The organism is Citrobacter sp. Ce006, from assembly GCF_030336535.1.
GTDB lineage: Bacteria > Pseudomonadota > Gammaproteobacteria > Enterobacterales > Enterobacteriaceae > Citrobacter > Citrobacter europaeus.
Genome location: NZ_JAOWDO010000074.1, coordinates 215,149 through 240,324, shown reverse-complemented (window position 1 = coordinate 240,324; position 25,176 = coordinate 215,149). Strand labels below are relative to the sequence as shown.

The 25,176-nt window shown below is 54.6% G+C and carries 16 protein-coding genes and 1 other RNA gene; 5 read left to right on the top strand and 12 right to left on the bottom strand.

Annotated elements, in window-relative coordinates; genetic code table 11:
- Positions 1–19 precede the first annotated feature (19 nt).
- Positions 20–150, top strand: a non-coding RNA gene (locus OGV94_RS24655) — RtT sRNA.
- A gap of 186 nt (positions 151–336) precedes the next feature.
- On the opposite strand, the gene narI is transcribed toward OGV94_RS24655, so the two are convergent.
- From narI to OGV94_RS24630, 5 genes are all read right to left on the bottom strand, one after another.
- On the bottom strand, positions 337–1,014 hold the full coding sequence (gene narI / locus OGV94_RS24650; protein WP_003833386.1) for a respiratory nitrate reductase subunit gamma: 678 nt from the start codon (positions 1,012–1,014) through the stop codon (positions 337–339).
- On the bottom strand, positions 1,014–1,724 hold the full coding sequence (narJ, locus tag OGV94_RS24645; protein WP_286518680.1) for a nitrate reductase molybdenum cofactor assembly chaperone: 711 nt from the start codon (positions 1,722–1,724) through the stop codon (positions 1,014–1,016). Before narJ ends, narI begins: the two co-directional genes overlap by 1 nt.
- Positions 1,721–3,259: a nitrate reductase subunit beta gene (narH, locus tag OGV94_RS24640; protein WP_003833388.1), complete on the bottom strand. Its 1,539-nt coding sequence runs from the start codon at positions 3,257–3,259 to the stop codon at positions 1,721–1,723. Before narH ends, narJ begins: the two co-directional genes overlap by 4 nt.
- The gene (locus OGV94_RS24635; RefSeq protein WP_047410758.1) at positions 3,256–6,999 is read right to left on the bottom strand and encodes a nitrate reductase subunit alpha; all 3,744 of its coding nucleotides are present in this window, start codon (positions 6,997–6,999) and stop codon (positions 3,256–3,258) included. Before OGV94_RS24635 ends, narH begins: the two co-directional genes overlap by 4 nt.
- Before the next feature lie 515 nt (positions 7,000–7,514).
- Positions 7,515–8,906, bottom strand: a complete 1,392-nt coding sequence (locus tag OGV94_RS24630; protein ID WP_003833390.1) for a NarK family nitrate/nitrite MFS transporter — start codon at positions 8,904–8,906, stop codon at positions 7,515–7,517.
- A gap of 340 nt (positions 8,907–9,246) precedes the next feature.
- Here OGV94_RS24630 and narX point away from each other — a divergent pair, with 340 nt between their 5' ends.
- Together narX and narL are read left to right on the top strand one after the other, a co-directional pair.
- The gene (narX, locus tag OGV94_RS24625; RefSeq protein WP_043016124.1) at positions 9,247–11,043 is read left to right on the top strand and encodes a nitrate/nitrite two-component system sensor histidine kinase NarX; all 1,797 of its coding nucleotides are present in this window, start codon (positions 9,247–9,249) and stop codon (positions 11,041–11,043) included.
- Complete coding sequence (narL, locus tag OGV94_RS24620) at positions 11,036–11,686, top strand: two-component system response regulator NarL (RefSeq protein WP_003020756.1); 651 nt, start codon at positions 11,036–11,038, stop codon at positions 11,684–11,686. Before narX ends, narL begins: the two co-directional genes overlap by 8 nt.
- A gap of 21 nt (positions 11,687–11,707) precedes the next feature.
- Here narL and OGV94_RS24615 read toward each other — a convergent pair whose 3' ends face one another.
- The 7 genes from OGV94_RS24615 to nasR all read right to left on the bottom strand — a co-directional run bounded on the left by OGV94_RS24615 (position 11,708) and on the right by nasR (position 24,206).
- Positions 11,708–13,111, bottom strand: coding sequence for a YchO/YchP family invasin (locus tag OGV94_RS24615; protein ID WP_087050676.1), 1,404 nt, complete (start codon positions 13,109–13,111; stop codon positions 11,708–11,710).
- Between the two features lie 84 nt (positions 13,112–13,195).
- On the bottom strand, positions 13,196–15,796 hold the full coding sequence (locus OGV94_RS24610; protein WP_286524664.1) for a nitrate reductase: 2,601 nt from the start codon (positions 15,794–15,796) through the stop codon (positions 13,196–13,198).
- Positions 15,793–19,857, bottom strand: a complete 4,065-nt coding sequence (nirB, locus tag OGV94_RS24605; RefSeq protein WP_286524663.1) for a nitrite reductase large subunit NirB — start codon at positions 19,855–19,857, stop codon at positions 15,793–15,795. The genes OGV94_RS24610 and nirB overlap by 4 nt, the downstream gene beginning before the upstream one ends.
- Before the next feature lie 10 nt (positions 19,858–19,867).
- On the bottom strand, positions 19,868–20,656 hold the full coding sequence (locus OGV94_RS24600) for an ABC transporter ATP-binding protein (RefSeq protein ID WP_286524661.1): 789 nt from the start codon (positions 20,654–20,656) through the stop codon (positions 19,868–19,870).
- Positions 20,657–20,665: 9 nt separating this feature from the next.
- Positions 20,666–21,541: a nitrate ABC transporter permease gene (gene ntrB, locus OGV94_RS24595; protein ID WP_286524658.1), complete on the bottom strand. Its 876-nt coding sequence runs from the start codon at positions 21,539–21,541 to the stop codon at positions 20,666–20,668.
- Complete coding sequence (locus OGV94_RS24590; protein WP_080625296.1) at positions 21,519–22,802, bottom strand: CmpA/NrtA family ABC transporter substrate-binding protein; 1,284 nt, start codon at positions 22,800–22,802, stop codon at positions 21,519–21,521. The genes ntrB and OGV94_RS24590 overlap by 23 nt, the downstream gene beginning before the upstream one ends.
- Before the next feature lie 222 nt (positions 22,803–23,024).
- Positions 23,025–24,206, bottom strand: coding sequence for a nitrate regulatory protein NasR (gene nasR / locus OGV94_RS24585; protein WP_080625297.1), 1,182 nt, complete (start codon positions 24,204–24,206; stop codon positions 23,025–23,027).
- A gap of 73 nt (positions 24,207–24,279) precedes the next feature.
- On the opposite strand from nasR, the gene OGV94_RS24580 reads away from it, so the two are divergent.
- Both OGV94_RS24580 and OGV94_RS24575 read left to right on the top strand, forming a co-directional pair.
- A complete protein-coding gene (locus OGV94_RS24580; RefSeq protein WP_043016119.1) occupies positions 24,280–24,633 on the top strand; it encodes a DsrE/DsrF/TusD sulfur relay family protein in 354 nt (117 codons plus the stop codon).
- A 262-nt stretch (positions 24,634–24,895) separates the two neighbouring features.
- Entirely contained in the window at positions 24,896–25,141 is a 246-nt protein-coding gene (locus OGV94_RS24575; protein WP_003020763.1) for a DUF1883 domain-containing protein, read from the top strand.
- The last annotated feature ends 35 nt before the right edge of the window (positions 25,142–25,176 follow it).

Here is a 25,176-nt window from a genome sequence, read left to right as displayed (position 1 = left end):
ATTCATCTGCAATGCCCTATATTCTGCCCATGCGGGAAGGATGAGAAACTTCGACTAAGGTTCGATTCGAGCGTAGCGAGAAAGCGTTGCCAAAGGCAACGACCCGAAGTGCGAAGCGCGCTGCGCTGAGTAATCCTTCCCCCACCACCATCACTTCATAAAGCAACACACCTCATTCATCTGCAATGCCCTAATTTGCCTGATGCGCTGCGCTTATCAAACCTACAAAGCTCACTGACACCTGTGTAGGCCGGATAAGGTGTTTACGTCGCCATCCGGCAAACAGGCATAAAAAAACCCCGCCGGAGCAGGGTTTTGTCTTGAACAGATAACCGATTAGTGACGCGCGCGAACAATCTGGTATTTGCGTGTCAGATATTCGACCGGAACGCTCCAGATGTGTACCAGACGCGAGAACGGGAACAACAGGAACAGCGTCATACCCAGCACCAGGTGCATACGGAAAATGAACGCAACACCATCCAGATATTGAGACGCTCCGCCCTGGAAAGTCACCACTGTCTGCGCCCAGTTCACCAGCTTCATCATCTCGCTACCGTCCATATGCTGGGCGGAGAACGGAATGGTCAGCAGGCCCAGCGCACACTGAATCACCAGCAGCGAGAGGATCAGAATATCCGCTCCGGTGGTGGTCGCCCGCACGCGTGGGCTGAACAGACGACGTTTTAGCAGCAGTACGCCACCAATCAGACACATCAAACCACTGGCACCGCCCGCGAACATTGCCATCTTTTGTTTCACTTCAAGCGGCAACCACGCTTCATACATCCAGTGTGGCGTCAGCATGCCAAGGAAGTGCCCGGCAAAAATCCCCAGGATCCCGATATGGAACAGGTTTGACGCCAGGTTCATCCCTTTGCGATCCAGCATCTGGCTGGAGGCCGCACGCCAGGTATATTGCCCATAGTCATAACGCAGCCAACTGCCGATCAGAAAGACAGAACCCGCAATGTACGGATAGATGTCAAAGAAGAACGTATTCAGGAAGTGCATTATTGCTGTCCTCCGGTGGTGATATTCAGATACTGCGGCGCAACGGCCCCGGCAAAACGACGCTGGTGAGCGGAGATTTCCGACTCGCCACACCCCTGATCGGCGAAGAATTTTACCTGCTCTTCTTCCCAGACCGCATCCAGCGCTTGTGGGGTATCATCACGTGCTTCATCCGCAATTTTTTCAGCCACTTTGTCGCTGTCGATAACGGTATTCGCCAGTTTTAACAGCAGATCGAACAGCACCGCATAACGGCTTTCACGCTGTTGCAAACGAGCGCTGAGCAAAGCCAGAATCGGCGCGATATCCTGCAAACCACCTAACGCTTCGTTTTTCGGCAACTGCGCAAGGTATTCCAGATACAGCGGCAGATGATCGGGAAGTTCGCGGCTGTCTAGCTGCAAACCGTGCTGCTCATACTGCGCCATCAGATCAACCATCGCCTGACCGCGGTCGCGGGACTCACCGTGAACATGTTCAAACAGCAGCAGCGATGTGGCGCGGCCACGGTCAAACAGTTCGCTGTAGGCGGCCTGTACATCCAGCATGTCCTGCGCGGTCAGATCGCGCAGGAAAACGCCCAGGGTCTGGGCATCCTCTTTATCCAGGTTCTCAGATGACGCGAGTGCATCGAAAAGTTCCTGCTGATGCTGCCACAGGGCAGCATCCGGGTACTCGAGCAGACGCGAAACAATGACGAGTTCAATCATTGGTGCGGCTCCGTTTTGCTGGTCACATCAACAGCGTCAATGCGGCGGCTGTTGAACAGATTGAATTTAGTATCAGAACCATGGCAACCGTCGCCGAAGGTAAAGCCACAACCGCTTTTCTCCGGGAACGCGTCACGCGCCAGTTCGCGATGGCTGCTCGGTACCACGAAACGATCTTCGTAGTTGGCAATCGCCAGGTAACGATACATTTCCTGTGCCTGCGCTTCGCTTAAACCCACCTCTTCCAGCGCACGAGTATCAACTTTACCGTCAACGGTTTCCGCGCGTTTGTAGTGACGCATCGCCAGCATACGTTTCAGCGCTAACAGTACCGGCTGAGTGTCGCCTGCGGTCAGAAGATTCGCCAGGTACTGAACCGGGATACGCAGACTGTCAACGTCCGGCAGAATACCGTTGCTGCCAAGCTCACCCGCATCGGCGGCAGACTGAATCGGTGACAATGGCGGCACGTACCAAACCATCGGCAGCGTGCGATATTCCGGATGCAGCGGCAGCGCCAGCTTCCAGTCCATCGCCATTTTGTAAACCGGAGACTGCTGTGCGGCATCAATGACGCTCAGCGGAATGCCATCCTTCAGCGCCTGTTCAATAACAGCCGGATCGTTCGGATCGAGGAACACGTCCAGTTGACGCTGGTACAGATCTTTCTCGTGCTCGGTGCTTGCCGCACTCTCGATCGCATCCGCGTCATACAGCAGTACGCCGAGGTAACGGATACGACCGACGCAGGTTTCGGAGCACACGGTCGGTTGACCGGCTTCGATACGCGGGTAGCAGAAGATGCACTTCTCAGACTTCCCGCTCTTCCAGTTGAAGTAGATCTTCTTGTACGGGCAGCCGGTGATACACATACGCCAGCCGCGGCACTTATCCTGGTCGATCAGCACGATGCCATCTTCTTCACGCTTGTAGATAGCGCCGCTTGGACAGGTCGCCACGCACGCCGGGTTAAGGCAGTGCTCACACAGACGCGGCAGGTACATCATGAAGGTGTTTTCAAACTGACCGTACATCGCCTTCTGCATGTTTTCGAAGTTCTGGTCTTTGGCGCGTTTTTCGAACTCGCCGCCCAGAATTTCTTCCCAGTTTGGACCGCTGGTGATTTTATCCATCCGCTGACCGGTGATCAGCGAGCGTGGACGAGCAATCGGCTGCGCCTTACTGTCTGCCGGGGCGTTGTGCAACGTCTGGTAGTCAAAATCAAACGGCTCGTAGTAATCATCCATACCCGGCAGATGCGGGTTAGCAAAGATTTTACCCAGCAGCAGCGCTTTGTTACCCATGCGCGGCTGCAGTTTGCCATTAATTTTACGGATCCAACCGCCCTTCCATTTTTCCTGGTTTTCCCAGTCATTCGGAAAGCCAACGCCGGGCTTACTTTCGACGTTGTTGAACCAGGCGTACTCCATACCTTCACGGCTGGTCCAGACGTTTTTACAGGTCACTGAACAGGTGTGGCAGCCGATGCACTTATCGAGATTCAGCACCATGCCGACTTGTGAACGAATTTTCATTTTACGCTCTCCTGTACCTGGTCATTGCCTTCGCCATCCAACCAGTTAATGTTCTTCATCTTACGTACAACTACGAACTCATCGCGGTTTGAACCGACGGTACCGTAGTAGTTAAAGCCGTAGGCCAGTTGCGCATAGCCGCCGATCATATGGGTCGGTTTCGGCGTAATACGGGTCACCGAGTTGTGGATCCCACCGCGCTGCTGGGTGATTTCTGAACCCGGCAGGTTAACGATACGTTCCTGCGCGTGGTACATCATGGTCATCCCGGCCGGCACACGCTGGCTGACAACTGCACGCGCCGTCAGTGCGCCGTTGCTGTTGAAGACTTCGATCCAGTCGTTATCTTCAATACCCAGATCTTTCGCATCGACTTCGCTCATCCATACAATCGGGCCACCGCGTGACAGCGTCAGCATCAACAGGTTATCGCTGTAGGTGGAGTGGATACCCCATTTCTGGTGCGGCGTCAGGAAGTTGAGCGCTTTTTCCGGGTTACCGTTAGATTTCTCGCCGATTACCGCTTTCACGGAACGGGTGTCGATTGGTGGACGATAAACCAGCAGGCTTTCACCGAAGTCACGCATCCACTGATGATCCTGATACAACTGCTGCCGACCAGACAGCGTACGCCATGGGATCAGCTCATGAACGTTGGTATAACCGGCGTTATAAGACACATGTTCATCTTCCAGGCCTGACCAGGTCGGGCTGGAGATAATTTTGCGCGGCTGCGCCTGAATATCGCGGAAACGAATTTTTTCGTCTTCTTTATTCAGCGCCAGATGCGTATGGTCACGGCCGGTAAATTCACTCAGCGCCGCCCAGGCTTTAACGGCTACCTGACCGTTAGTTTCCGGCGCCAGGGTGAGGATCATCTCTGCGGCATCAATCGCTGTATCCAGCATCGGCTGGCCTTTCGCCGGACCTTCAGCCTTGGTGTAGTTGAGCTTACGCAGCAGATCCATTTCGCTCTGGGTGTTCCAGGCAATCCCTTTACCGCCATTACCGATTTTTTCCATCAGCGGGCCGATGGAGGTGAAACGCTCGTAGGTAGCCGGATAATCACGTTCAACGGTCATGATATGCGGCGCGGTAACACCAGGAATCAGGTCACATTCACCTTTTTTCCAGTCCTTCACGTCTAACGGCTGCGCCAGTTCGGCAGCGGAGTCGTGCTGAATTGGCAGCGTGACGACATCGGTTTCTTTACCGAGGTGGCCCACGCAAACTTCAGAGAACTTTTTGGCGATAGCTTTATAGATTTCCCAGTCGCTCTTCGATTCCCAGGCCGGGTCAACGGCTGCAGACAGAGGATGAATAAACGGATGCATATCCGAGGTATTCATATCGTCTTTTTCATACCAGGTTGCGGTCGGCAGCACGATATCGGAATACAGACAAGTACTCGACAGGCGGAAGTCCAGCGTAACGACCAGATCCAGTTTGCCGTCCAGTCCGTTATCCTGCCATTCCACTTCTTCCGGCTTCACGCCGCTCTGCTGGCCGAGATCTTTGCCCTGAATACCATGTTCAGTACCCAGCAGATACTTCAGCATGTACTCGTGGCCTTTACCGGAAGAACCGAGCAGGTTAGAACGCCAGATAAACAGGTTACGCGGATGGTTTTTACCGTTTTCCGGCTGCTCTGCCGCAAAGCGAATAGAACCATCTTTCAGGGATTTAACGGTGTAGTCCACCGGCGTCATGCCTGCTTTCTGCGCTTCTTCGGCGATACGCAGCGGGTTAGTCCCTAACTGCGGCGCAGATGGCAACCAGCCCATACGTTCAGCGCGAACGTTAAAGTCAATCAAATGACCGCTGTAGCGGGATTTGTCTGCCATCGGGGACAGCAGTTCCTGCGCAGTAACCGTCTCATAGCGCCATTGGCTGGAGTGGTTATAGAAGTAGGAGGTGCTGTTCATATGACGAGGCGGACGCTGCCAGTCAAGCGCAAACGCCAGCGGTTGCCAGCCGGTTTGCGGGCGCAGTTTTTCCTGGCCGACATAGTGGGCCCAACCGCCGCCGCTCTGGCCGATACAGCCGCAGAACACCAGCATATTGATCAGGCCACGATAGTTCATATCGAGGTGATACCAGTGGTTCAGACCCGCACCGACGATAATCATCGAACGACCGTGCGTTTTATCGGCGTTATCCGCAAATTCGCGGGCGATGCGTACGATCTGAGAGCGTGATACGCCAGTGATTTTTTCTGCCCAGGCCGGTGTGTACGCTTTCACGTCATCGTAGCTGGTTGCGCAGTTTTCATCGTTCAGACCACGTTCCAGGCCGTAGTTGGCCATAGTCAGATCGTAAACGGTGGTCACCAGCGCGGTAGAGCCATCGGCGAGTTGCAGGCGCTTAACCGGCAATTTATGCAGCAGAATGTTTTCCAGTTCTACTTTGCTGAAGTGCTCGGTGCCTTCGCCGCCAAAGTACGGGAAGCCCACTTCGGCGATATCATCCTGGCTACCCAGCAGACTGAGCTGCAGTTCGGTTTCATCACCAGACGTGCCGTCGCGCTGCTCGAGGTTCCATTTGCCTTTTTCACCCCAACGGAAACCAATTGAACCGTTTGGCGCAACCATATCGCCGTTGCTGTTGATAGCGACGGTTTTCCATTCCGGATTATTTTCCTGGCCCAGGGAGTCAACCAGATCCGCTGCACGCAGCATACGACCAGCAGCATAGTAGCCGTCGCGCTCTTCGAGCATCACCAGCATTGGCATGTCGGTATAACGACGAACGTAGTCGGTGAAGTACTGGCTCGGGTTATCGAGGTGGAACTCGCGCAGCATGACGTGGCCCATCGCCATTGCCATTGCCGCATCGGTTCCCTGCTTCGGTGCCAGCCACAGGTCGCAGAGTTTGGCGATTTCTGCGTAGTCCGGGGTAATTGCTACCGTTTTGGTCCCTTTGTAGCGAACTTCGGTAAAGAAGTGTGCATCCGGAGTACGGGTCTGCGGGACGTTAGAGCCCCATGCAAGAATATAGCTGGAGTTATACCAGTCAGCAGATTCCGGTACGTCAGTCTGCTCGCCCCAGGTCTGTGGGGAAGCCGGCGGCAGGTCACAGTACCAGTCATAAAAGCTCAGGCAGGTACCGCCAATCAGCGACATATAGCGTGCGCCGGAAGCATAAGAAACCATCGACATCGCCGGGATCGGTGAGAAGCCTGCGACACGGTCAGGACCATAGGTTTTGATGGTGTATACGTTAGATGCGGCAATCAGTTCATTCACTTCCTGCCATGAAGAGCGAACAAACCCACCACGACCACGCGCTTGTTTGAAGCTTTTTGCTTTATCGGCGTCTTCGATAATGGATGCCCATGCATCTACCGGATCGCTGTGCAGCTTTTTGGCTTCACGCCACATCTTCATCAGACGTTTGCGCATCAGTGGGTATTTCAGACGGTTAGCGCTGTAGAGATACCAGGAATAGCTTGCACCACGTGGACAGCCGCGAGGCTCGTGGTTAGGCATATCTGGACGCGTGCGTGGGTAGTCAGTTTGCTGGGTTTCCCAGGTCACCAGACCATTTTTCACATAGATTTTCCAGCTGCATGAGCCTGTGCAGTTTACCCCGTGGGTTGAACGTACGACTTTGTCATGCTGCCAACGCTGGCGGTATCCGTCCTCCCAGTCCCTGTTGGTATTGAGAAGCTGGCCATGCCCATCGGCAAAGGTTTCGCCCTTCTGCTTGAAGTAGCGAAACCGGTCCAGGAATTTACTCATCGGTTTTCTCCTGTAGGAGCCTGACGGCTCTCTGATAAATCGACATTGCTTGATTGAGTGCGAAGGTAACGCTCTGAAAGGGCGTGAGAATTGATAACGATCAAGGCAGGCAGGGATGAAAACAGAGGGTCGATTTTCACATACCCCCTTAGTGGGATATTAATAAATCAGTCAACATATTGAATTTAAATGATTTTATTAAAATCACTTATCATACAAATGTTAAATTCTTTATAAGTGGGTATTAAGGGGTATCCCCCCTGCTTAGCATATTGCGATCGCCGCTCTCACAGGCTGTTTTTATGTCACAATACATAAGTATGTTGTAACTAATTACAGACAAAAAAAAGCGCGGTCTAACACCGCGCAATGGATAATCAACCTACACTTCATCCTTCAGACTGCTTCTGCGTTGGCTGCGCTCGTTCTCCCCAGTCACTTACTTCAGTAAGCTCCTGGGGATTTCTCACTAGCCGCCTTGATGCAGTTCGAATGATTTTGTGTATACCGCTTTTTTACTTTTTAGAATGACGTCCGTATACCGCCCAGGTGATAACCACACAAGCGACATAGAAAATCAGAAATACTTTCATCGCATCGACCGGAGATCCGGTTAATGCCAGGGACGTACCAAATGCTTTCGGGATAAAGAAGCCGCCGATCGCACCAATAGCTGAGATAAAGCCCAGCGCCGCCGCAGTGTCGGTTGCCGCCTCACGCATTGCTTTCTCTTCAGAACCCCCTTCAGCTTTCACTCTGTCCATCGTCAGCTTACGGAAGATAACGGAGATCATCTGGAAGGTTGAACCACTTCCCAGACCAGCCGTCAGGAACAACGCCAGGAACACCGCAAAGAAGGCGATAAAGTTGCCGCCGACACCGTTAGATGGCAACGTCAGGAACAGCAAGGCACTGAAAATAGCCATCAGTACGAAGTTCACCAGCGTAACGCGGGTTCCCCCCAGACGGTCAGAGATAGCCCCGCCCGCTGAACGAGCCAGCGCGCCAATCAACGGTCCAAAGAAGGCGTAATGCAGGATCTGCACCTCAGGGAACTGCGTTTTTGACAACATGGCAAAACCGGCAGAGAAACCGATGAATGAACCGAAGGTTGCCAGATACAGCAGGCTCATAATCCACAGATGCCCACGTTTCAGCACCGGCAATTGCTCTTTCAGCGACGCTTTTGAGGTTGCCAGTTCATTCATACCAAACCATGCAGCCAGCGTTAACACCGCAAGGAACGGTACCCAAATCCATGCGGCGTTTGCCAGATACAGCTGCGTACCATCCGGTTGTTCAACCCCGTGGCTACCAAATGCGGCAAAGATTGACAGTGAAACCACCAGCGGCGCAACCAACTGCATCACGCTGACGCCCATGTTGCCCAGACCACCGTTCAGACCCAGCGCACCACCCTGTTTCTGTTTTGGAAAGAAGAAGCTGATGTTTGCCATGCTGGACGCAAAGTTCGCACCAGCGAAGCCGCACAACAGGGAGATAATAATAAAGGTACTAAACGGCGTGGAGGTATCCTGCACCGCAAAACCTAACCATACGCAAGGAATGATCAGGATACCGGTGCTAAACGCCGTCCAGCGACGTCCACCAAACAGGGGAACCATAAAGGAGTACGGAACACGCAGCAGCGCGCCGGATACCGAAGGTAATGCCGTCAGCATGAACAGCTGTTCAGTGGTGAAATCAAATCCGACTTTCGGTAAGTTCACCGCCACGGCGCTAAATAACATCCACACGCAAAACGCCAGCAGCAAGCAAGGGACGGAAATCCACAGGTTACGACTGGCGATTCGTTGACCACGCTGCTGCCAGAAGGCGGGATCTTCCGGCCGCCATTCGGTAATTACAGCTCCAGATGCCCTTTCCGGGGCAGATGAGTGACTCATAGACACCTCTGATACTTGTTTCGATGCCTGCAACATTAGGGTTTACAGCTGGAGGTAAGTTGATATAAATCAAAGGAAAAGGTGTCATTATTCATGCCTAAAATTTATCATTACCCTTAATGAGTACATAACTTCGGTAAAAAAGATGTGGTTTTTCACGCTTCTGTCGTCCCCTACTCCCCCTCGTCCTGGAACTCTCCCTCTACTGGCAATTAAGAGGTAGCTCGTTTGAGGTATGGGTATACTCCAGTGTATCGCCGAGAATAACGCCACTGCCTGCAGCAGAATCGTCATTCAATAAGGTTTTCTGAACTGCGAAAACCCGAAGGAACTAGTCACCATGTTTAAACGTTGTCTCTCCCCGCTCACGCTGGTCAACCAGGTGGCGCTGATTGTTTTATTGTCTACTGCCATCGGCGTGGCGGGTATGGCTGTCTCTGGCTGGCTGGTTCAGGGTGTTCAAGGTAGCGCTCATGCGATCAACAAAGCGGGTTCGCTGCGTATGCAGAGCTATCGCCTGCTGGCAGCCGTACCGCTTGACGCGAGCGATCAATCGCTGCTGGATGAAATGGAGCAAACGGCGTTTAGCCCGGAATTGACGCGCGCTGCGCAGCGTGATGGACAACAGGCGCAGTTAAAAGCATTACAGGATTACTGGCATACCGAACTGGCGCCGGGGCTTGCGCATGCGCAAACGCCTGATGCGGTAGCGCAAGATGTGACGCGCTTTGTGGACGGGCTGGATAAGCTGGTCACTGCCTTTGACCATACTACCGAATTACGCATTGAACGCGTCGTCCTGCTGCATCGCCTGATGGCCGTATTTATGGCATTACTGCTGGTTTTCACCATTATCTGGCTGCGCGTGCGCCTGTTAGAGCCGTGGAAACAGCTGCTGGCGATGGCGCGAGCAGTCAGCCAGCGTGATTTTACCCAACGCGCGAATATCAGCGGGCGCAATGAGATGGCGGCGCTGGGCTCGGCGCTAAATAATATGTCGAAGGAACTGGCCGAAAGTTACGCGGTGCTGGAACAGCGGGTACAGGAGAAAACGGCGGGCCTGGAGCACAAAAACCAGATCCTCTCTTTCCTGTGGCAAGCCAACCGCCGCCTGCACTCTCAGGTACCGTTGTGCGAACGCCTCTCGCCGGTACTGAACGGCCTGCAAAATTTGACCCTGCTGCATGATATTGAACTTCGGGTTTATGACCTGGAAGATGAAGACAATCATCAGGAATTTACCTGCCAGTCCAATGCCAGCTGTGATGAGAAAGGCTGCCATTTGTGTCCGCGCGGCACGCTGCCCGCCATTGACGGCGGTATCACGTTGAAATGGCGACTGACCGATGCGCATACCCAGTATGGTATCCTGCTCGCTACTTTGCCGAAGGGACGCCATCTCAGCCACGATCAGCAGCAACTGGTTGATACCCTGGTGGAGCAACTGACCGCCACGCTTGCGCTCGACAGGCATCAGGAGCGTCAACAGCAGTTGATCGTGATGGAAGAGCGTGCCACCATTGCGCGCGAACTTCATGATTCTATTGCACAATCGCTCTCCTGTATGAAGATGCAGGTTAGCTGTTTGCAGATGCAGGGCGATGCGCTTTCTGACAACTGCCGCGAGCTGCTCAGTCAGATTCGTAACGAGCTGAATGCTTCGTGGGCGCAATTGCGTGAGCTGTTAACCACTTTCCGTTTACAACTGACGGAACCGGGATTGCGACCGGCGCTGGAAGCCAGCTGTCAGGAATACAGCGCCCGTTTTGGATTTACGGTGAAGCTGGATTATCAGCTGCCGCCGCGCCTGGTACCTTCACATCAGGCTATACACCTGCTACAAATTGCGCGCGAAGCCCTGAGCAACGCCCTCAAACACTCTCAGGCCGACGAAGTGGTCGTGACGGTGGTGCAAAATGGCAAGCAGGTCAAACTGACAGTGCAAGATAACGGCTGCGGCGTACCGGAAAACGCCGAACGCAGTAACCATTATGGCATGATAATCATGCGCGACCGTGCGCAAAGCTTACGCGGCGATTGCCGTGTACGCCGTCGCGAGACAGGCGGTACTGAAGTTGCTGTCACTTTTATTCCCGAAACAAACTTCACAGAAGTCCAAGGAGATACCCATGAGTAATCTGGAACCGGCAACCATCCTGTTGATCGACGATCATCCGATGCTGCGAACCGGTGTGAAACAGCTTGTCAGCATGGCGCCCGATATCACCGTTGTCGGCGAAGCCAGCAATGGTGAGCAGGGTATCGAGCTGGCAGAATCCCTTGATCCCGATCTGATCCTTCTTGATTTGAACATGCCTGGCATGAACGGTCTGGAAACGCTCGACAAACTGCGTGAGAAATCCCTGTCGGGTCGTATCGTTGTGTTTAGCGTATCCAATCATGAAGAAGACGTGGTTACCGCACTGAAGCGTGGCGCCGACGGTTATCTACTGAAAGATATGGAGCCGGAAGATTTACTGAAAGCATTGCAACAGGCTGCCGCTGGTGAAATGGTGCTGAGCGAAGCCCTGACCCCGGTTCTGGCCGCCAGCCTGCGCGCAAATCGCGCAACGTCCGACCGTGATGTCACCCAACTGACCCCGCGCGAACGCGATATTCTTAAGCTCATCGCCCAGGGTTTGCCTAACAAGATGATCGCCCGCCGACTGGACATCACCGAAAGCACGGTAAAAGTTCACGTGAAGCATATGCTGAAGAAAATGAAGCTCAAATCACGCGTTGAAGCCGCGGTATGGGTGCACCAGGAACGCATTTTCTGATAACGCATTCATGCGTCATTGTTAACGAGGATCATTTTCCGAAACCGTAAAAAACGGTTCGGTCAGTGATAGCGTGATCTCATTGGAAGAGACACGCTGGCCCTGCTCATCTTCTACCACCACAGACAACCGCCAGCGGTTCATCGCACCTTCTCTGTTGTCCCACTTCGGCATAATAATCGTCCAGCCCTGCGCGCTTCGGCTATTGCTGCCAGCCGTTAAGCTCAACGCCTGAGTATCGCCCTGCCACGCCAGATGGCGGATCCCATGCAGACTACGGACCTGCAGCGTCAGCGCCACCGTCTCTCCCGGTTTGAGATCCCAGGGCGGCGTGGCCAACAATACCGACAGCGTTTTACGCTGGCGATATTCCAGCGTCGGCAAATTGTTACGCTGCGGAGCATCATAGCGACTGCCGCGCAGCGAACGGCTGTTTGCCACCTCGCTGACCATCAGCTGTTTTTTTAGCGGCACGCCAAAACGGTAATTAAGCGTGAAGCCGAGGTTATTCTGGCTGATGCCGCTTTCACCCTGTTTGTGTTGTGCTGTCACTGTGATCAACGGCACCGGCGTATAGCTCAGTCCGAGGTTCACCGCCACCGGATTGTGATATCCGGTTCCCGAATGAAACAGATCCACCTGGTCGCCAAAATACTGTTCCACGCTGACGCTGGTATTGAGGTGTTGATAAAACGGCATACGCATTTGCGCGGTCAGATCGTAGCCGCGGGCCATCCTTTGTTGCTGGGTTATTGAACGCTCCTGCCAGGAGGACAACGGTTGATAATAGTTTGCGGATAAGCGCAAATATTCACCCCACGCCTCTGCGCCGAGGCCGCCCCGGGGCAGATTTTCATCCAGCAGGTTGTCATAAAAGGTGTTATAACCCACTAACCAACCGTCACGCACCCAACGCTGCCCAATCCCCGCATTACTGACTAAGCCTTCATCCTGTTGCGTCAAACCCAACTGGCTCCAGGTCAGAAATCGTTGATTGTCCTGCCACGGAATAAACCAACTTCCCCGGCTTCCGGTAAAACTGCCTTCGTTATCAACCTGCAACCCGACGCTGGCGTTTCCCCGCACAGAGAGCCAGGATTCCAACTGCTGATTCACCTGTTCGCTGACCGTGTCACGCACCTGGCCAAAGGCGAACTGCTTCGCCTGTTCACCGGTATCAAGCCCGTTATCGATCATGCTGGCTTCACCAAACGCTTTAACCATTTCGGCAAAGTGCTTTTCACCTGCCCGCGATTCAGGCGCCATACCGAGATCGGGCAAGCCATCGCTATTGTTGTCGAAAGGGTTTTCAGCCTGGTGAATAAAAGACGACTGCGCGCTGGCAGTACCGCCTGCCAAAGGCAAGAGTAGGAGAAGAGAAAATCTACAACTCAAAATACGGCTCAAATCGTTACTGGCTTTAATATCATTGAATTTGGGGATCACAGCTTAAATCCTACCTGCCCGTGCTCCCCTTTGCAGCCTTTTCTCAAATTTTCAGGAATATCCTTAATCATTGAGTGTGATTTTTTGTGCCAGTAATACCTTCAGTTCCGGAATACATGAGCCGCAATTGCTTCCACAACGTAATGCCTGTCCCAGTGCCTGAACCGTATCACAACCGTTAGCGATAGCCTGGGTAATGGCTTTTTCTCCTACGTTAAAACAACTGCAAATAGTCACTCCCTTATCAGCCGGAATTCCTCCGGGTTTCCCGCCCAACAGCGCATGACGAGCCTGAGCATTTTCCGGCTTTTGCATGAATGCGCAGAGGATCGCCGCATCATCAATCTGCGGCGGCGTTGCTGCTGACCAGAACCCGAGCATCAGGTTGCCATCATGCCAGGCCAGCAGATTCAGCCCCCGTTCCCATTGCGCCAGTTGAAGTTGCCAGCCCTGCGCCACACAATATTGTTGTAGCCAGACGAAAATATCGCTGTCACCCGCAAGGGTATAGCGCAACGCATTGTCAGCACTTTTACGCCACCAGTGGACGAATCCCGGCAACGTCAGCGTAGAGCGGCAAAACAGCTCTCCCTGCCACCGGGGCTGCCACGCCATAATGCGCACCGCAGTCTGTTTGCTTTCCGGCTGTCCAGAGTCAGGATCGCAAACCGGGGAAACCAATGCATTTACTCGCCCCTGACGGGCAAAACGGTTATTCCAATGCATTGAGGTGAAGACACACCCCGACCTCTGTCCAGGGTGGATGGTTACTCTACCGACCATCACGCCGCGCGGGGAATTCACCCGGCATAGCGCACCTTCATTAAGTTTGAAGCGACCAGCATCTTCAGGTGCAATTTCTACAAGCGGCTCATTGATATGCTGCATCAGGCGTGAAATTGTCCCCGTGCGCGTCATGGTGTGCCACTGATCGCGAATGCGACCACTATTTAACACCAATGGATAGAGAGCATCGCAGGTGGTTTTCATCCCCTGCGGCGCAACAGCGACCAGGCGTAAACGTTGGTTACCACGCCACCCCTGCCAAAGATTAAGCGTTGATGAGCCTGTGCTCACCGGCCAGCGAACCGGCGTCATCTCATCCCACTGTTGGTGCGTCAGCTCAGCTAACGCGCCAATATCAAATGCACGTTCACCTCTGTTTTCATAACCAGAAAGCGCCGCATGTTCACAAAATACCTCCCAGGCGCTTTGCCAGCCAAACGCATGGGCAAATCCCAACTGTTTCGCCATTTGCGCGACAATCCACCAGTCTGGCCGTGTCTCACCCGGCGCAGGTAAAAATGCACGCTGGCGCGAGATCCGACGTTCTGAGTTGGTCACCGTACCGTTTTTCTCCCCCCAGGCCTGCGCCGGAAACCGGATATGCGCATAGCGGCTGGTGTCCGTGTCAGCCACGACTTCGGAGACAATCACCAGTGGACAGGCGGCCAGCGCCTGGCACACTGCATGGCTGTCCGGTAGTGACACCGCCGGGTTAGTCCCCATGATCCATACCGCTTTGACATCGCCTTTACCGATCGCCTCAAACAGATCTACCGCCATCAACCCTGGCGTCTGCGCCAGCCTTTCGGTGCCCCAGAAACGGGCCAGGCGGGCAAGATCCTGAGGTTCAAAATTCATATGCGCCGCCAGTTGGGTCGCCAGCCCGCCAACCTCCCGTCCGCCCATCGCATTGGGTTGTCCGGTCAGCGAAAATGGGCCGCACCCCTCCCGTCCAAATTTACCGCTGGCCAGATGTACATTGATAATCGCATTGCATTTGTCGCTACCGCTGGCGGACTGGTTAATGCCCATGGTGTAAAGCGTGATGGCTGTTGACGCGCGCGTAAACCAGTCATAGAAGGTGACAACATCAGCAACATCCAGCCCGCAAAATTGCGCGACACGCTCCAGATTCCAGTCGCGGGCGATAGCAAACGTTTCTGCAGCGTCATCAAATTCACCCCGCGCATCACCCTCAGCCACAATCCGGTTCAGTAAGCCAACAAACAGTCCGGCATCGCTACCGGGCAGCAGGGAAAGATGCAGATCGGCGATATCACAGGTGGCGGTGCGACGAGGATCGATAACCACAACCTTCATCGACGGATTGGCACTACGCGCCTGTACCAGACGCTGATACAGCACCGGATGCGTCCATGCCGCATTCGATCCCACCAACACCACCAAATCGCTGCATTCGATATCCTCATAGCTGCAGGGCACCACATCCGCCCCCAACGCCCGCTTGTACCCGGTCACCGCAGACGACATACAAAGCCGCGAATTGGTATCAATGTTGGCCGCGCCAATGAAACCTTTCATCAGCTTATTCGCCGCATAGTAATCCTCCGTCAGCAGTTGCCCGGAGGCATAAAAGGCCACGGCATGCGGACCATGCTGAGCAATGATAGCGCGCAGGCGTTCACCGGCGGTATCCAGCGCCTGCGACCAGCTTGCCGTTGCGCCATCCACCATTGGCTGCAACAACCTGCCGCTGAGTCCTGTGGTTTCAGCCAGCGCCGCGCCTTTGACGCACAAGCGGCCAAAGTTTGCCGGATGTTCGGGGTCGCCTCTGACGGTGACACCATTGTTGTCCACCTGCGCAATTACGCCGCAGCCAACGCCACAGTACGGGCACGTTGTACGAGTCTCACTCATGATGCCTCCGCCCGCAGGATCAGCGCCTGAGTTCCCACCCACACTTTTCCAGCCTCCACTTTCACCGGCCAGGCGCGTACCGCCTGTTCTCCGCTGTCATACTGGCGGCCATCGCGCAGACGAATACGTTGTTTATACAGCGGCGAGATAACAATCGGCTCACCCTGCACGTCCCCCAGAATACCGCGTGATAACACCTGAGCAGAACTACCGGGTTCAAGGTTATCAAGGGCATAAATCGTCTGCCCAAAGCGAAATAACGCGATTTGTACGTCTCCCAGGCGTGCACCAATACCCGCCTGCTCAGGGATCGCATCAAGGGCGCATATCTCCTGCCAGGGTTTTGTCGGTAATAACTCCCGACCTCTGGATGCAGATGCCGCCAACTGCGGCTGCCCGCGCAAAGGCGCGCGTGCAATCGTCTCATCCGGCTCATCACTATTGATGTAAGAACGAAACAGCGCCAGGCGCTGCGGGCTGCTGAGCGTGGTTTGCCATTCACACTGATAACTTTCCACAACCCGCGCCATCTCTTGTTCCAGTTCGCTGGCAATACCTAAACTGTCGTCAAGGATCACCTCACGTAAATATTCAATACCGCCTTCCAGGTTATCCATCCAGGTGCTGGTACGTTGCAGACGATCGGCGGTGCGAATGTAGAACATCAGGAAACGGTCGATGGTACTCATCAGCGCGACATCATCCAAATCACTGGCAAACAGACAGGCATGGCGCGGTTTCATTCCTCCGTTGCCGCACAGATAGAGATTCCAGCCTTTATCCGTCGCAATGACGCCGACATCTTTGCCCTGCGCCTCGGCGCATTCCCGGGTACAACCGGAAACCGCCATTTTAATTTTGTGTGGCGCGCGCAGCCCTTTGTAGCGATTTTCAAGTATCACCGCCATTGCCGTTGAGTCCTGTACGCCGTAGCGACACCAGGTTGAGCCCACGCAGGACTTCACCGTACGCAACGACTTCCCGTACGCATGCCCTGTTTCAAACCCCGCCGCCACCAGCTCGCGCCAGATATCTGGTAACTGCTCCAGACGCGCACCAAAAAGATCCACCCGCTGCCCGCCGGTAATTTTGCTGTACAGCTGGAAACGTTTCGCAATCTGGCCTATAGCGATCAGGCCGTCTGGTGTGACCTCTCCCGCAGGCATACGTGGAACCACGGAATAGGAACCGTCTTTTTGAATATTGGCAAAATAGCGATCGTTAGTGTCCTGCAACGGTAAGTGCGCAGGTTTAAGCAGATACTCATTCCAGCAGGACGCCAGCACTGACCCCACCAGAGGTTTGCAGATTTCGCAGCCGTGACCATGACCGTAACGGCTAATCAACTGTTCGAAAGTATGAATATGGTTCACCCGTACCAGGTGATAAATCTCCTGGCGCGACCAGGGAAAGTGTTCACAGATATCCTTTTTAACCTCAACGCCCTGGGCCGCAAGTTGGTGCTCCATCACTTGTTTAACCAGCGCGCTGCATCCGCCACATCCAGTCGCAGCCTTCGTGCACTGCTTGATGGCGCCCATGTCCGTCGCGCCAGCGCTCACCGCCTGACATATATCGGCCTTACTGACGTTATGACAAGAGCAGATTTGCGCAGTATCGGGCAATGCCGCAACCCCAAGCGCTTTCGACGCACCGCCCGCCAGCGAGGGCAGGATCAGCGATTCCGGCTGACCGGGAAGCGGCATCCCATTGAGCATCATTTGCAGTAGCGTGGCGTAATCGCCAGCATCGCCAACCAACACTCCACCCAACAGCGTTTTGCCCTCCGCGCTGACGACGATTTTTTTGTAGATCTGCTCGGGACCATGCGTCCATTGGTAACTTTTCGCGCCCGGCGTACGGGCATGCGCATCGCCAAAAGAAGCGACATCGACGCCCAGCAGCTTGAGTTTGGTACTCATATCCGTGCCGCTAAAGCTGACATCGTCTCCGGCCAGCTGTGCGGCGACCACCCGCGCCATTTGATACCCCGGCGCGACAAGGCCAAAGACTCGCCCTTCCCACAGCGCACATTCGCCGATTGCAAAAATGGCGTCATCTGACGTGCGACAGTGGTTATCGATACAAATCCCACCGCGTTCGCCAATATTTAATCCGCTACGACGCGCCAGCGCATCCTGCGGACGAATCCCCGCAGAAAAGACCACCATTTCAGTTTCCAGCTTTTCGCCATCGGCAAAGTGCAGTACCAGCCCGTCAGAAGTGCTTTCAATTTCCGTGGTCGATTTCGCGGTGTGGACGCCAACGCCCAGCGCTTCTATCTTTTCTCGCAGCATCGCGGCACCGGCGTTATCCAGTTGTACCGCCATCAGATTAGCCGCAAATTCAACGACATGCGTTTCCAGCCCAAGCTGACGCAGCGCGTTCGCCGCCTCCAGACCAAGCAGGCCTCCGCCGATAACCACCCCGCGGCGCGCACTTTTCGCTTTCGCTGCAATGGCATCCAGATCGTCCAACGTACGATAAACAAAGCAGGATGGAGAATCCCCACCTTTCACGGGAGGGACAAACGGATACGATCCGGTGGCAAGCACCAGCGCATCCCAGTGGGTTTCATGTCCGTCGGTGTTACGGATGACGCGCGTTTCACGATCGATCCCGGTCACGCATTGCCCCAAACGTAGCTCGATGCCATTGCGGGCAAAGAAATCATCTGCGACAAGCGAAAGTGATTGCGCGCTGCGCCCGGCGAAATACTCAGACAGATGCACCCGGTCATAGGCGGCATAACGTTCCTCGCCAAACACCACGATGTGATAATGCAAATGCAGATTACGGCTTACGCATTGCTCGAGAAAATGGTGGCCAACCATACCGTGTCCCACAACAGCCAGCGTCGGTTTTGTCATCGTCATCTGTCCTGCAGCCGATGGCTGCGTATCAAAGCGGTCGAAGAGCCAGTCTGATTGTGCTGTCGCCCCCTGGGCCAGCAAATCGGTTAACGGCGCGGCGCTGCGGCAATCGCCCATCAGCAGCACGCCATGGAGTTTTCCGTCACGCGTCAGCAAGCGGCGGTAGTGCCCGCTAAGCGGATCGTATGTACTCAGGATGGCATCCGTCGCCGTCGCGTCTGTTACACCTGCACTAAACAGATCAATGCCCGTCACCTTGAGACGCGTTCCGCTCGACTGCCAGCCAAATCCGGCACCGGTAAAACCCGCCAGTCGCGCAGCCAACACCTCTGCCTGCTTCAGACACGGCGCGACCAGCCCCCACGTCTGGCCGTTAATCTCGCAGCATTCCCCGACAGCGCTAATGTTGGGCGTTGAGGTGCGAAGTTGATCATCCACCACGATCCCCTGCTGACAAACTACGCCGCACGCCTGCGCCAGGCGGATATTGGGTTTTACCCCCGTGGCAATCACCACGCCATTCGCCGCAATCCGCTGGCCATCCAGCAACGTGACGCTGTCGGCTTCGATACTGGTGATGCCTGAACCAAGTTCACAGCGAATGCCACGACTCGTCAGTTGAGCCTGCAACAGGTCGCTGGCCAGTTGATCAAGCTGTTGTTCCATCAGCCTACCCGTGCGATGAATTAACGTGACGTTGTCACCATTAAGGTGTAATGCTGCCGCCGCCTCTATGCCAAGAACGCCACCGCCCAGCACCACCTTTGGACCAGACCGCTGGAGAATCGCCTCAACATCCTGCATCGAGCGAAAAGCATGAACATGTGGCTGTTTACCGCCGGGAATGGGCGGAATAAACGGATACGACCCGGTGGCAAATACCAGCTCATCCCAGAACATAAGCCGTTTTGTCGTGGTCAGGCTGTGGCTGGCGGCATCAACAGTCAGCACGGTTTCACCGTTTAGCACCGTCACGCCGTGGTCGAGATACCACTGCGCCGGGTGAAGTAAGGTTTGCGCAAAGGCCTTTTCTCCCCCCAGTACCGGTGAAAGTTGGATCCGGTTGTAAGCAAGCTGCGGCTCTTCACCGATAACTGTGATGGCAATGTTGCAATCCCTGTACGTAATAAGCGCCTCAATCAGGCGAGTTGCCGCCATGCCATGACCTACAATGACCAGTCGCGTCATATCACCCTCCTTACGCCGCCTTCGGCTGTTTCTCATACAGAAAATGGAGAATGCGTTGTCGTAGTTGATGGTATCGGCTGTCATCGGCGAGCTGGACCCGATTGCGTGGGCGCGGCAAATCAACCGTCAGGATCTCGCCTACCGTCGCCGCCGGCCCGTTGGTCATCATCAGAACCCGGTCGGAAAGCAGCGCGGCTTCATCAACGTCGTGAGTGATCAGCACAATGGTGGTGTTCAGCGACTGTTGAATGTGCATCACCGTATCCTGCAGATGCGCCCTGGTGAGCGCATCCAGTGCGCCAAACGGTTCATCCATGAGCAGGACTTTGGGTTTCATCGCCAGCGCCCGGGCAATACCCACGCGCTGCTTCATCCCACCAGAGACTTCACCGGGGTGTTTATGCATCGCGTGGCCCATCTGGACGCGATGCAGGTTGTGCTCGATCCACTCGCGTCGTTCGGCTTTGCTCATGGTGTGGCGGAAAACCTGATCGACGGCCAGGGCTACATTGTCGAAGCAGGTCAGCCACGGCAGCAGCGAATGATTCTGGAAAACGACCGCCCGCTCAGGCCCAGGCCCGGCAATTTCGCGATTATCACAAATCAGGCCTCCTTCCGTAGGCAGCGTAATGCCGGCAATCAGATTCAAAAGCGTCGACTTGCCGCAACCGGAGTGTCCAATCAAACTGACGGTCTCCCCTTCATGGATATCAAAAGAGACATTGTGGAGCGCGAGGAACTCACCGCTGGCGGTCGAGAAACGCTGGCTGACCGCCTGGATCTGAATAATGGGTTTCATGTTGTCTCCTTATTTTTCCTGCCAGCTAAACCGACGTGCCACCAGCATTAGCCCCTGCTCAAGCAGCAGGCCTACAACGCCGATGATGACGATAGCGATGAGAATGTTTTCGACGTTAAGGTTGTTCCACTCATTCCAGATCCAAAAACCAATCCCCAACCCGCCGGTGAGCATTTCGGCTGCCACAATCACCAACCAGGCGATGCCGATAGACAGGCGTATGCCAGTGAGGATCGCCGGCAGCACGGCGGGGAAAAGTATCCGTCGCATCACCGTCCACTCTGAGAGCTGCAGTACGCGAGCAACGTTGAGATAATCGTCAGGAATTCTCCGCACCCCTTCGGCGGTGTTGATCACCATCGGCCATATAGAACAGATAAAGATGGTCCAGCTCGATGCGGGTTCCGCTTTTTGAAACAACAGCAGTCCAATCGGCAGCCAGGCCAGCGGGCTGACCGGGCGCAACAGCGCAATCAGCGGCGAAAACATGTGCGAGAAGAAGGTATAACGCCCAATCAGAAATCCCAGCGGGATCCCCACCAGCGCCGCTAATCCGAAACCGATCGCAACCCGTTGCAACGACGCCAGCACGTTCCAGCCGATCCCCATATCATTCGGCCCGCCGTTATAGAACGGATCGGCAAACAGCGTCAGGGCTGAATCCAGAGTGCTCAGCGGTGTAGGAAATCCTTTGCTGTTGATAGCGGCCAGTTGCCAGCACACCACCAGCAAGGCAATCCCCAGCAGAGCGGGTACGGCTCGCCTGAGCCATGCGTTTAACCATAACGACCACGGCATTTTGCGCTTTCTGACCTTCATCGTTGATAGCGTTATGACTTCACCAACTGCCGATTCAGGGGATTTAAGCTGCGTATTTTGTTTCATCTAAGGCTCCTGTACGGTGGAGGGTAAAACTGTTGGCATAGGCTTCTGGATTGCGGCCATCCCATACGGAACCGTCCATCAGCGTACTGGTACGTAACAATTGCTCAGGCGGTGTTATCCCACCAACCGCAGCTGCCGCATCGCGCCAGATATCGGTCCGGTTGATGCGCGCGGCAATGGCTGCATAATCCGGTTGTTGCTTTAACAATCCCCAACGGCGGAACTGAGTCAGAAACCACATGCCATCGGAATGCCATGGAAAACTCACCTCGCCGTCGCGAAAAAAGCGTATGGCATGCGGATCCTGCCAGCGACGACCTGCCCCGTTGTCGTAATCACCCAGCATTCTTCCCGTCAGATAGCTTTCTTTGGTATTGAGCCAGGCCCGGCGCGCCAGAATTTGTGCTGTTTCGCGTTTGTTGGCGTCACTGGCATCTATCCAGCGCGACGCTTCAAGCAGCGCGCTAACCAGCGCCCGGGCAGTATGTGGATATTTTTCTACCCACTCCCGGCGCGTACCGAGTACTTTTTCCGGATGGTCGGGCCAGATTTCCTGAGACGTCGCCGCGGTAAAACCGATGCGGTCGTTGATCGCCCGCGCATTCCACGGCTCGCCGACGCAGAATCCGCTCATATTGCCAATGCGCATGTTCATCACCATTTGCGGAGGCGGTACCACGACGGTGCGAACATCGGTGAAAGGATTGATGTCAGCGCTGGCCAGCCAGTAATAGAGCCACATGGCATGTGTGCCGGTGGGAAAGGTATGCGCGAAGGTGTAGGTTCCAGGCGCCTGCGAGACGATCAGTTTCTTCAGCGCAGACGCATCGGTAATCCCCTGCTCCAGCAGCGTTGCGGAGAGCGTGATCGCCTGCCCGTTCTGATTGAGCGTCATCAGATTGGCCATTGGCTGCGCTTTACTGGCAATCCCCAGTTCCAGTCCATACAACAGGCCGTACAGAACATGCGCCGCATCCAGCTCTCCAGAGACCAGTTTGTCACGCACTGCGGCCCAGCTTGCCTCTTTGGTCGGCACCAGCGTAATGCCGTATTTTTTATCAAAACCTTTCAACGCGGCGATAACCAGCGGCGCGCAGTCGGTTAACGGAATAAAACCGACCCGAACGGTAGTGATCTCCGGCGTATCAGAGCCTGCCGCCCAGACCGAGGACATCAGTCCTGGAATCAGGGAACTAGCCCCCATCACGGCACTTGCCTGCAAAAACCGCCGCCGCGTTAACGAAACTGTTCTGTCACCCATACATGCTCCCCATAAAAAAAGGCGTCCAACAATGCCAAAGCATTGCAGGACGCCTTTATCCTCAAAACAGTCAGACCGCCGTTGGCCTGCTGCTAAATTGTCTGTATGAGTGAATGCAATTCAGATGCCAGAATTACACTGACGGTTTTAGCGGGTTCAACGCGTAGCAGACGTCATGGTGCACCCAAATATGGCAGCCGCTGCCCGCCCGTTGTGCAGCCGCTATCCCTGCATCAGGGATTTGACGGTAAGCAGTGCCCGGGCGATATCCACCATCCGTTGGTTTTTATCCATCGCCATTTTTCGCAATAGCTGCCACGCCTGTTCTTCGCTGACCTGCTGGTGATTCATCAGGATGCTTTTTGCTTTATCAATCACCTTGCGCTCCTCTAAGGCGTCCTGCAATGAGGCCAACTGGGCGCTCATCTGTTCCAGTTGGCGAGCCTGCTGGCGAACAACCCACAATAATTGTTTATCCCGACGTAACGAAAGGGGTTCCTCAGCACGGTCATCAAGCCAGTTGTCGAGCGGCAAGGCGGAGGTTTCTTCTGCCAGCCGCCGCGCCACGGCGTTCAGCAATTCGGTAATCAGCATCTCTTCAAGATGGCGTAATTGTTCAAGGCGCTGCGTCTGTAGGGTAAACCAGCGTAGCGCGCTTTCACCGTTATCGAGTTGGGGTTGTCGCGTACAGGCCTGGCGTCGCAGTTGTTCGATCTCGCCCGATGCCTCGCACTGCTGACGAAAATGCTGCACCAGCACAGGTGAAGCCAGGGAGATAAAGGTGTCGAAGCACGGCTGCTGCCCGTCGATTCTGTCCACCAGCTCCTGGCGCATCGGAGGATTAAACTCGCCCTGGGTAAAGCCAATGGCCCCTAATGCCCGCTCTTGCCCCACCAGTTCTTTACCCTGCATAAAACTGTACAGCGCCACCAGTCCACCTGCGACATGGGGATAATCGATGCTGTCGTTAAGCTGCGGTACAATACCCAGCAGATGGCGTAACATCCGGCTATATTGCTCCATCGCCTGCTGCGCATCGACAATCTGTCCGCTGACAGACTCACGCAGCGTCGTTAGCTGATCGAGACACCAGACGGTGCCAGCAATGCGGTGACACAACGCACTGCCCGCCACCGGCATAATGTGCTGGAAAAGGATATGCAGTTGCCGACACTCCTCATCCACCAGCGCCCGACTGGCACGGACCTCCCGATCATAAAGCGTACCTTGAGAACACAACCAGATATTGGATGCACCGCGTTCGCACTGTAGCATATGCACCAGATGGCTGATGCGTATCACCAGCTTACCGGACTGCGCCAGTTGGCGAAGCTGGGTGTTCTCAAGCTGGCGGGCATGGCGAAACCATTGCGTCGCGCCGGAATTTTGTGCATTTGTCATCATCTCTGCCCTCACCGATAACGGGTTATCCCTGAGGACAAGCAATATCCATGCCCCCCTGACAACAGGAGTAATAATGCAAAAGATAGTGATCGTCGCGAACGGTGCGGCCTATGGAAGTGAATCCTTATTTAACAGCCTGCGACTGGCTATCGCCCTGCGCGAACAAGAATCGGATCTCGACCTGCGCCTGTTTTTAATGTCGGACGCGGTAACCGCGGGATTACGAGGACAGAAACCAGCGGAAGGATACAATATTCAGCAAATGCTGGAGATTCTGACGGCGCAAAATGTGCCGGTAAAACTGTGCAAAACCTGCACCGATGGCCGAGGTATAACGGAGCTGCCGTTAATCGACGGAGTAGCCGTCGGCACGCTGGTTGAACTGGCTCAATGGACTCTGGCTGCAGATAAAGTGCTGACCTTCTGATACACCGCTTTCAGGCCAGCACACTGAAAGTGTCGATAATTTCCGGATTTAATCGTAGATGGGCGCGGTTTCGTTGAACGTTAGCACGCCCTTTCAACCCTTTTGAGGGATTTTGTCACTTTTGTTTAATCGTTATGCCATTTTTTGATCAAAATCAGCATCCTGTGGCTCACCCTTTGGTGTTATGCCATGAGTGAAATGTGAACAACATCACGCAGCACTTTCGACAGAAAGTACGTTGTTTTCAAGAACGGGGTGAAAAATGGCATTAGTGAAGGCGAGTTTAAAGTTATTTGGTGGCGATACGGTGGTAGTGCGCTGTTCTGAGCGCTGTCATATCCATCTGATGAGCGAGAAAAATCACGTCAAAGACACGCAGTCCGATATTTTAAGCGTGCAGGATCGTGATAACGCATGGTTGACCGTGCCCTATACCGGCATCTGGAATGTGCTGATCGACAGCCACAGCCAGTCGCTCGAGCATTCGATAAGTTATATTGCAGCCTAAGCGTTAAATGCCCGAAGAGCGTCTGGCTTTCGGGC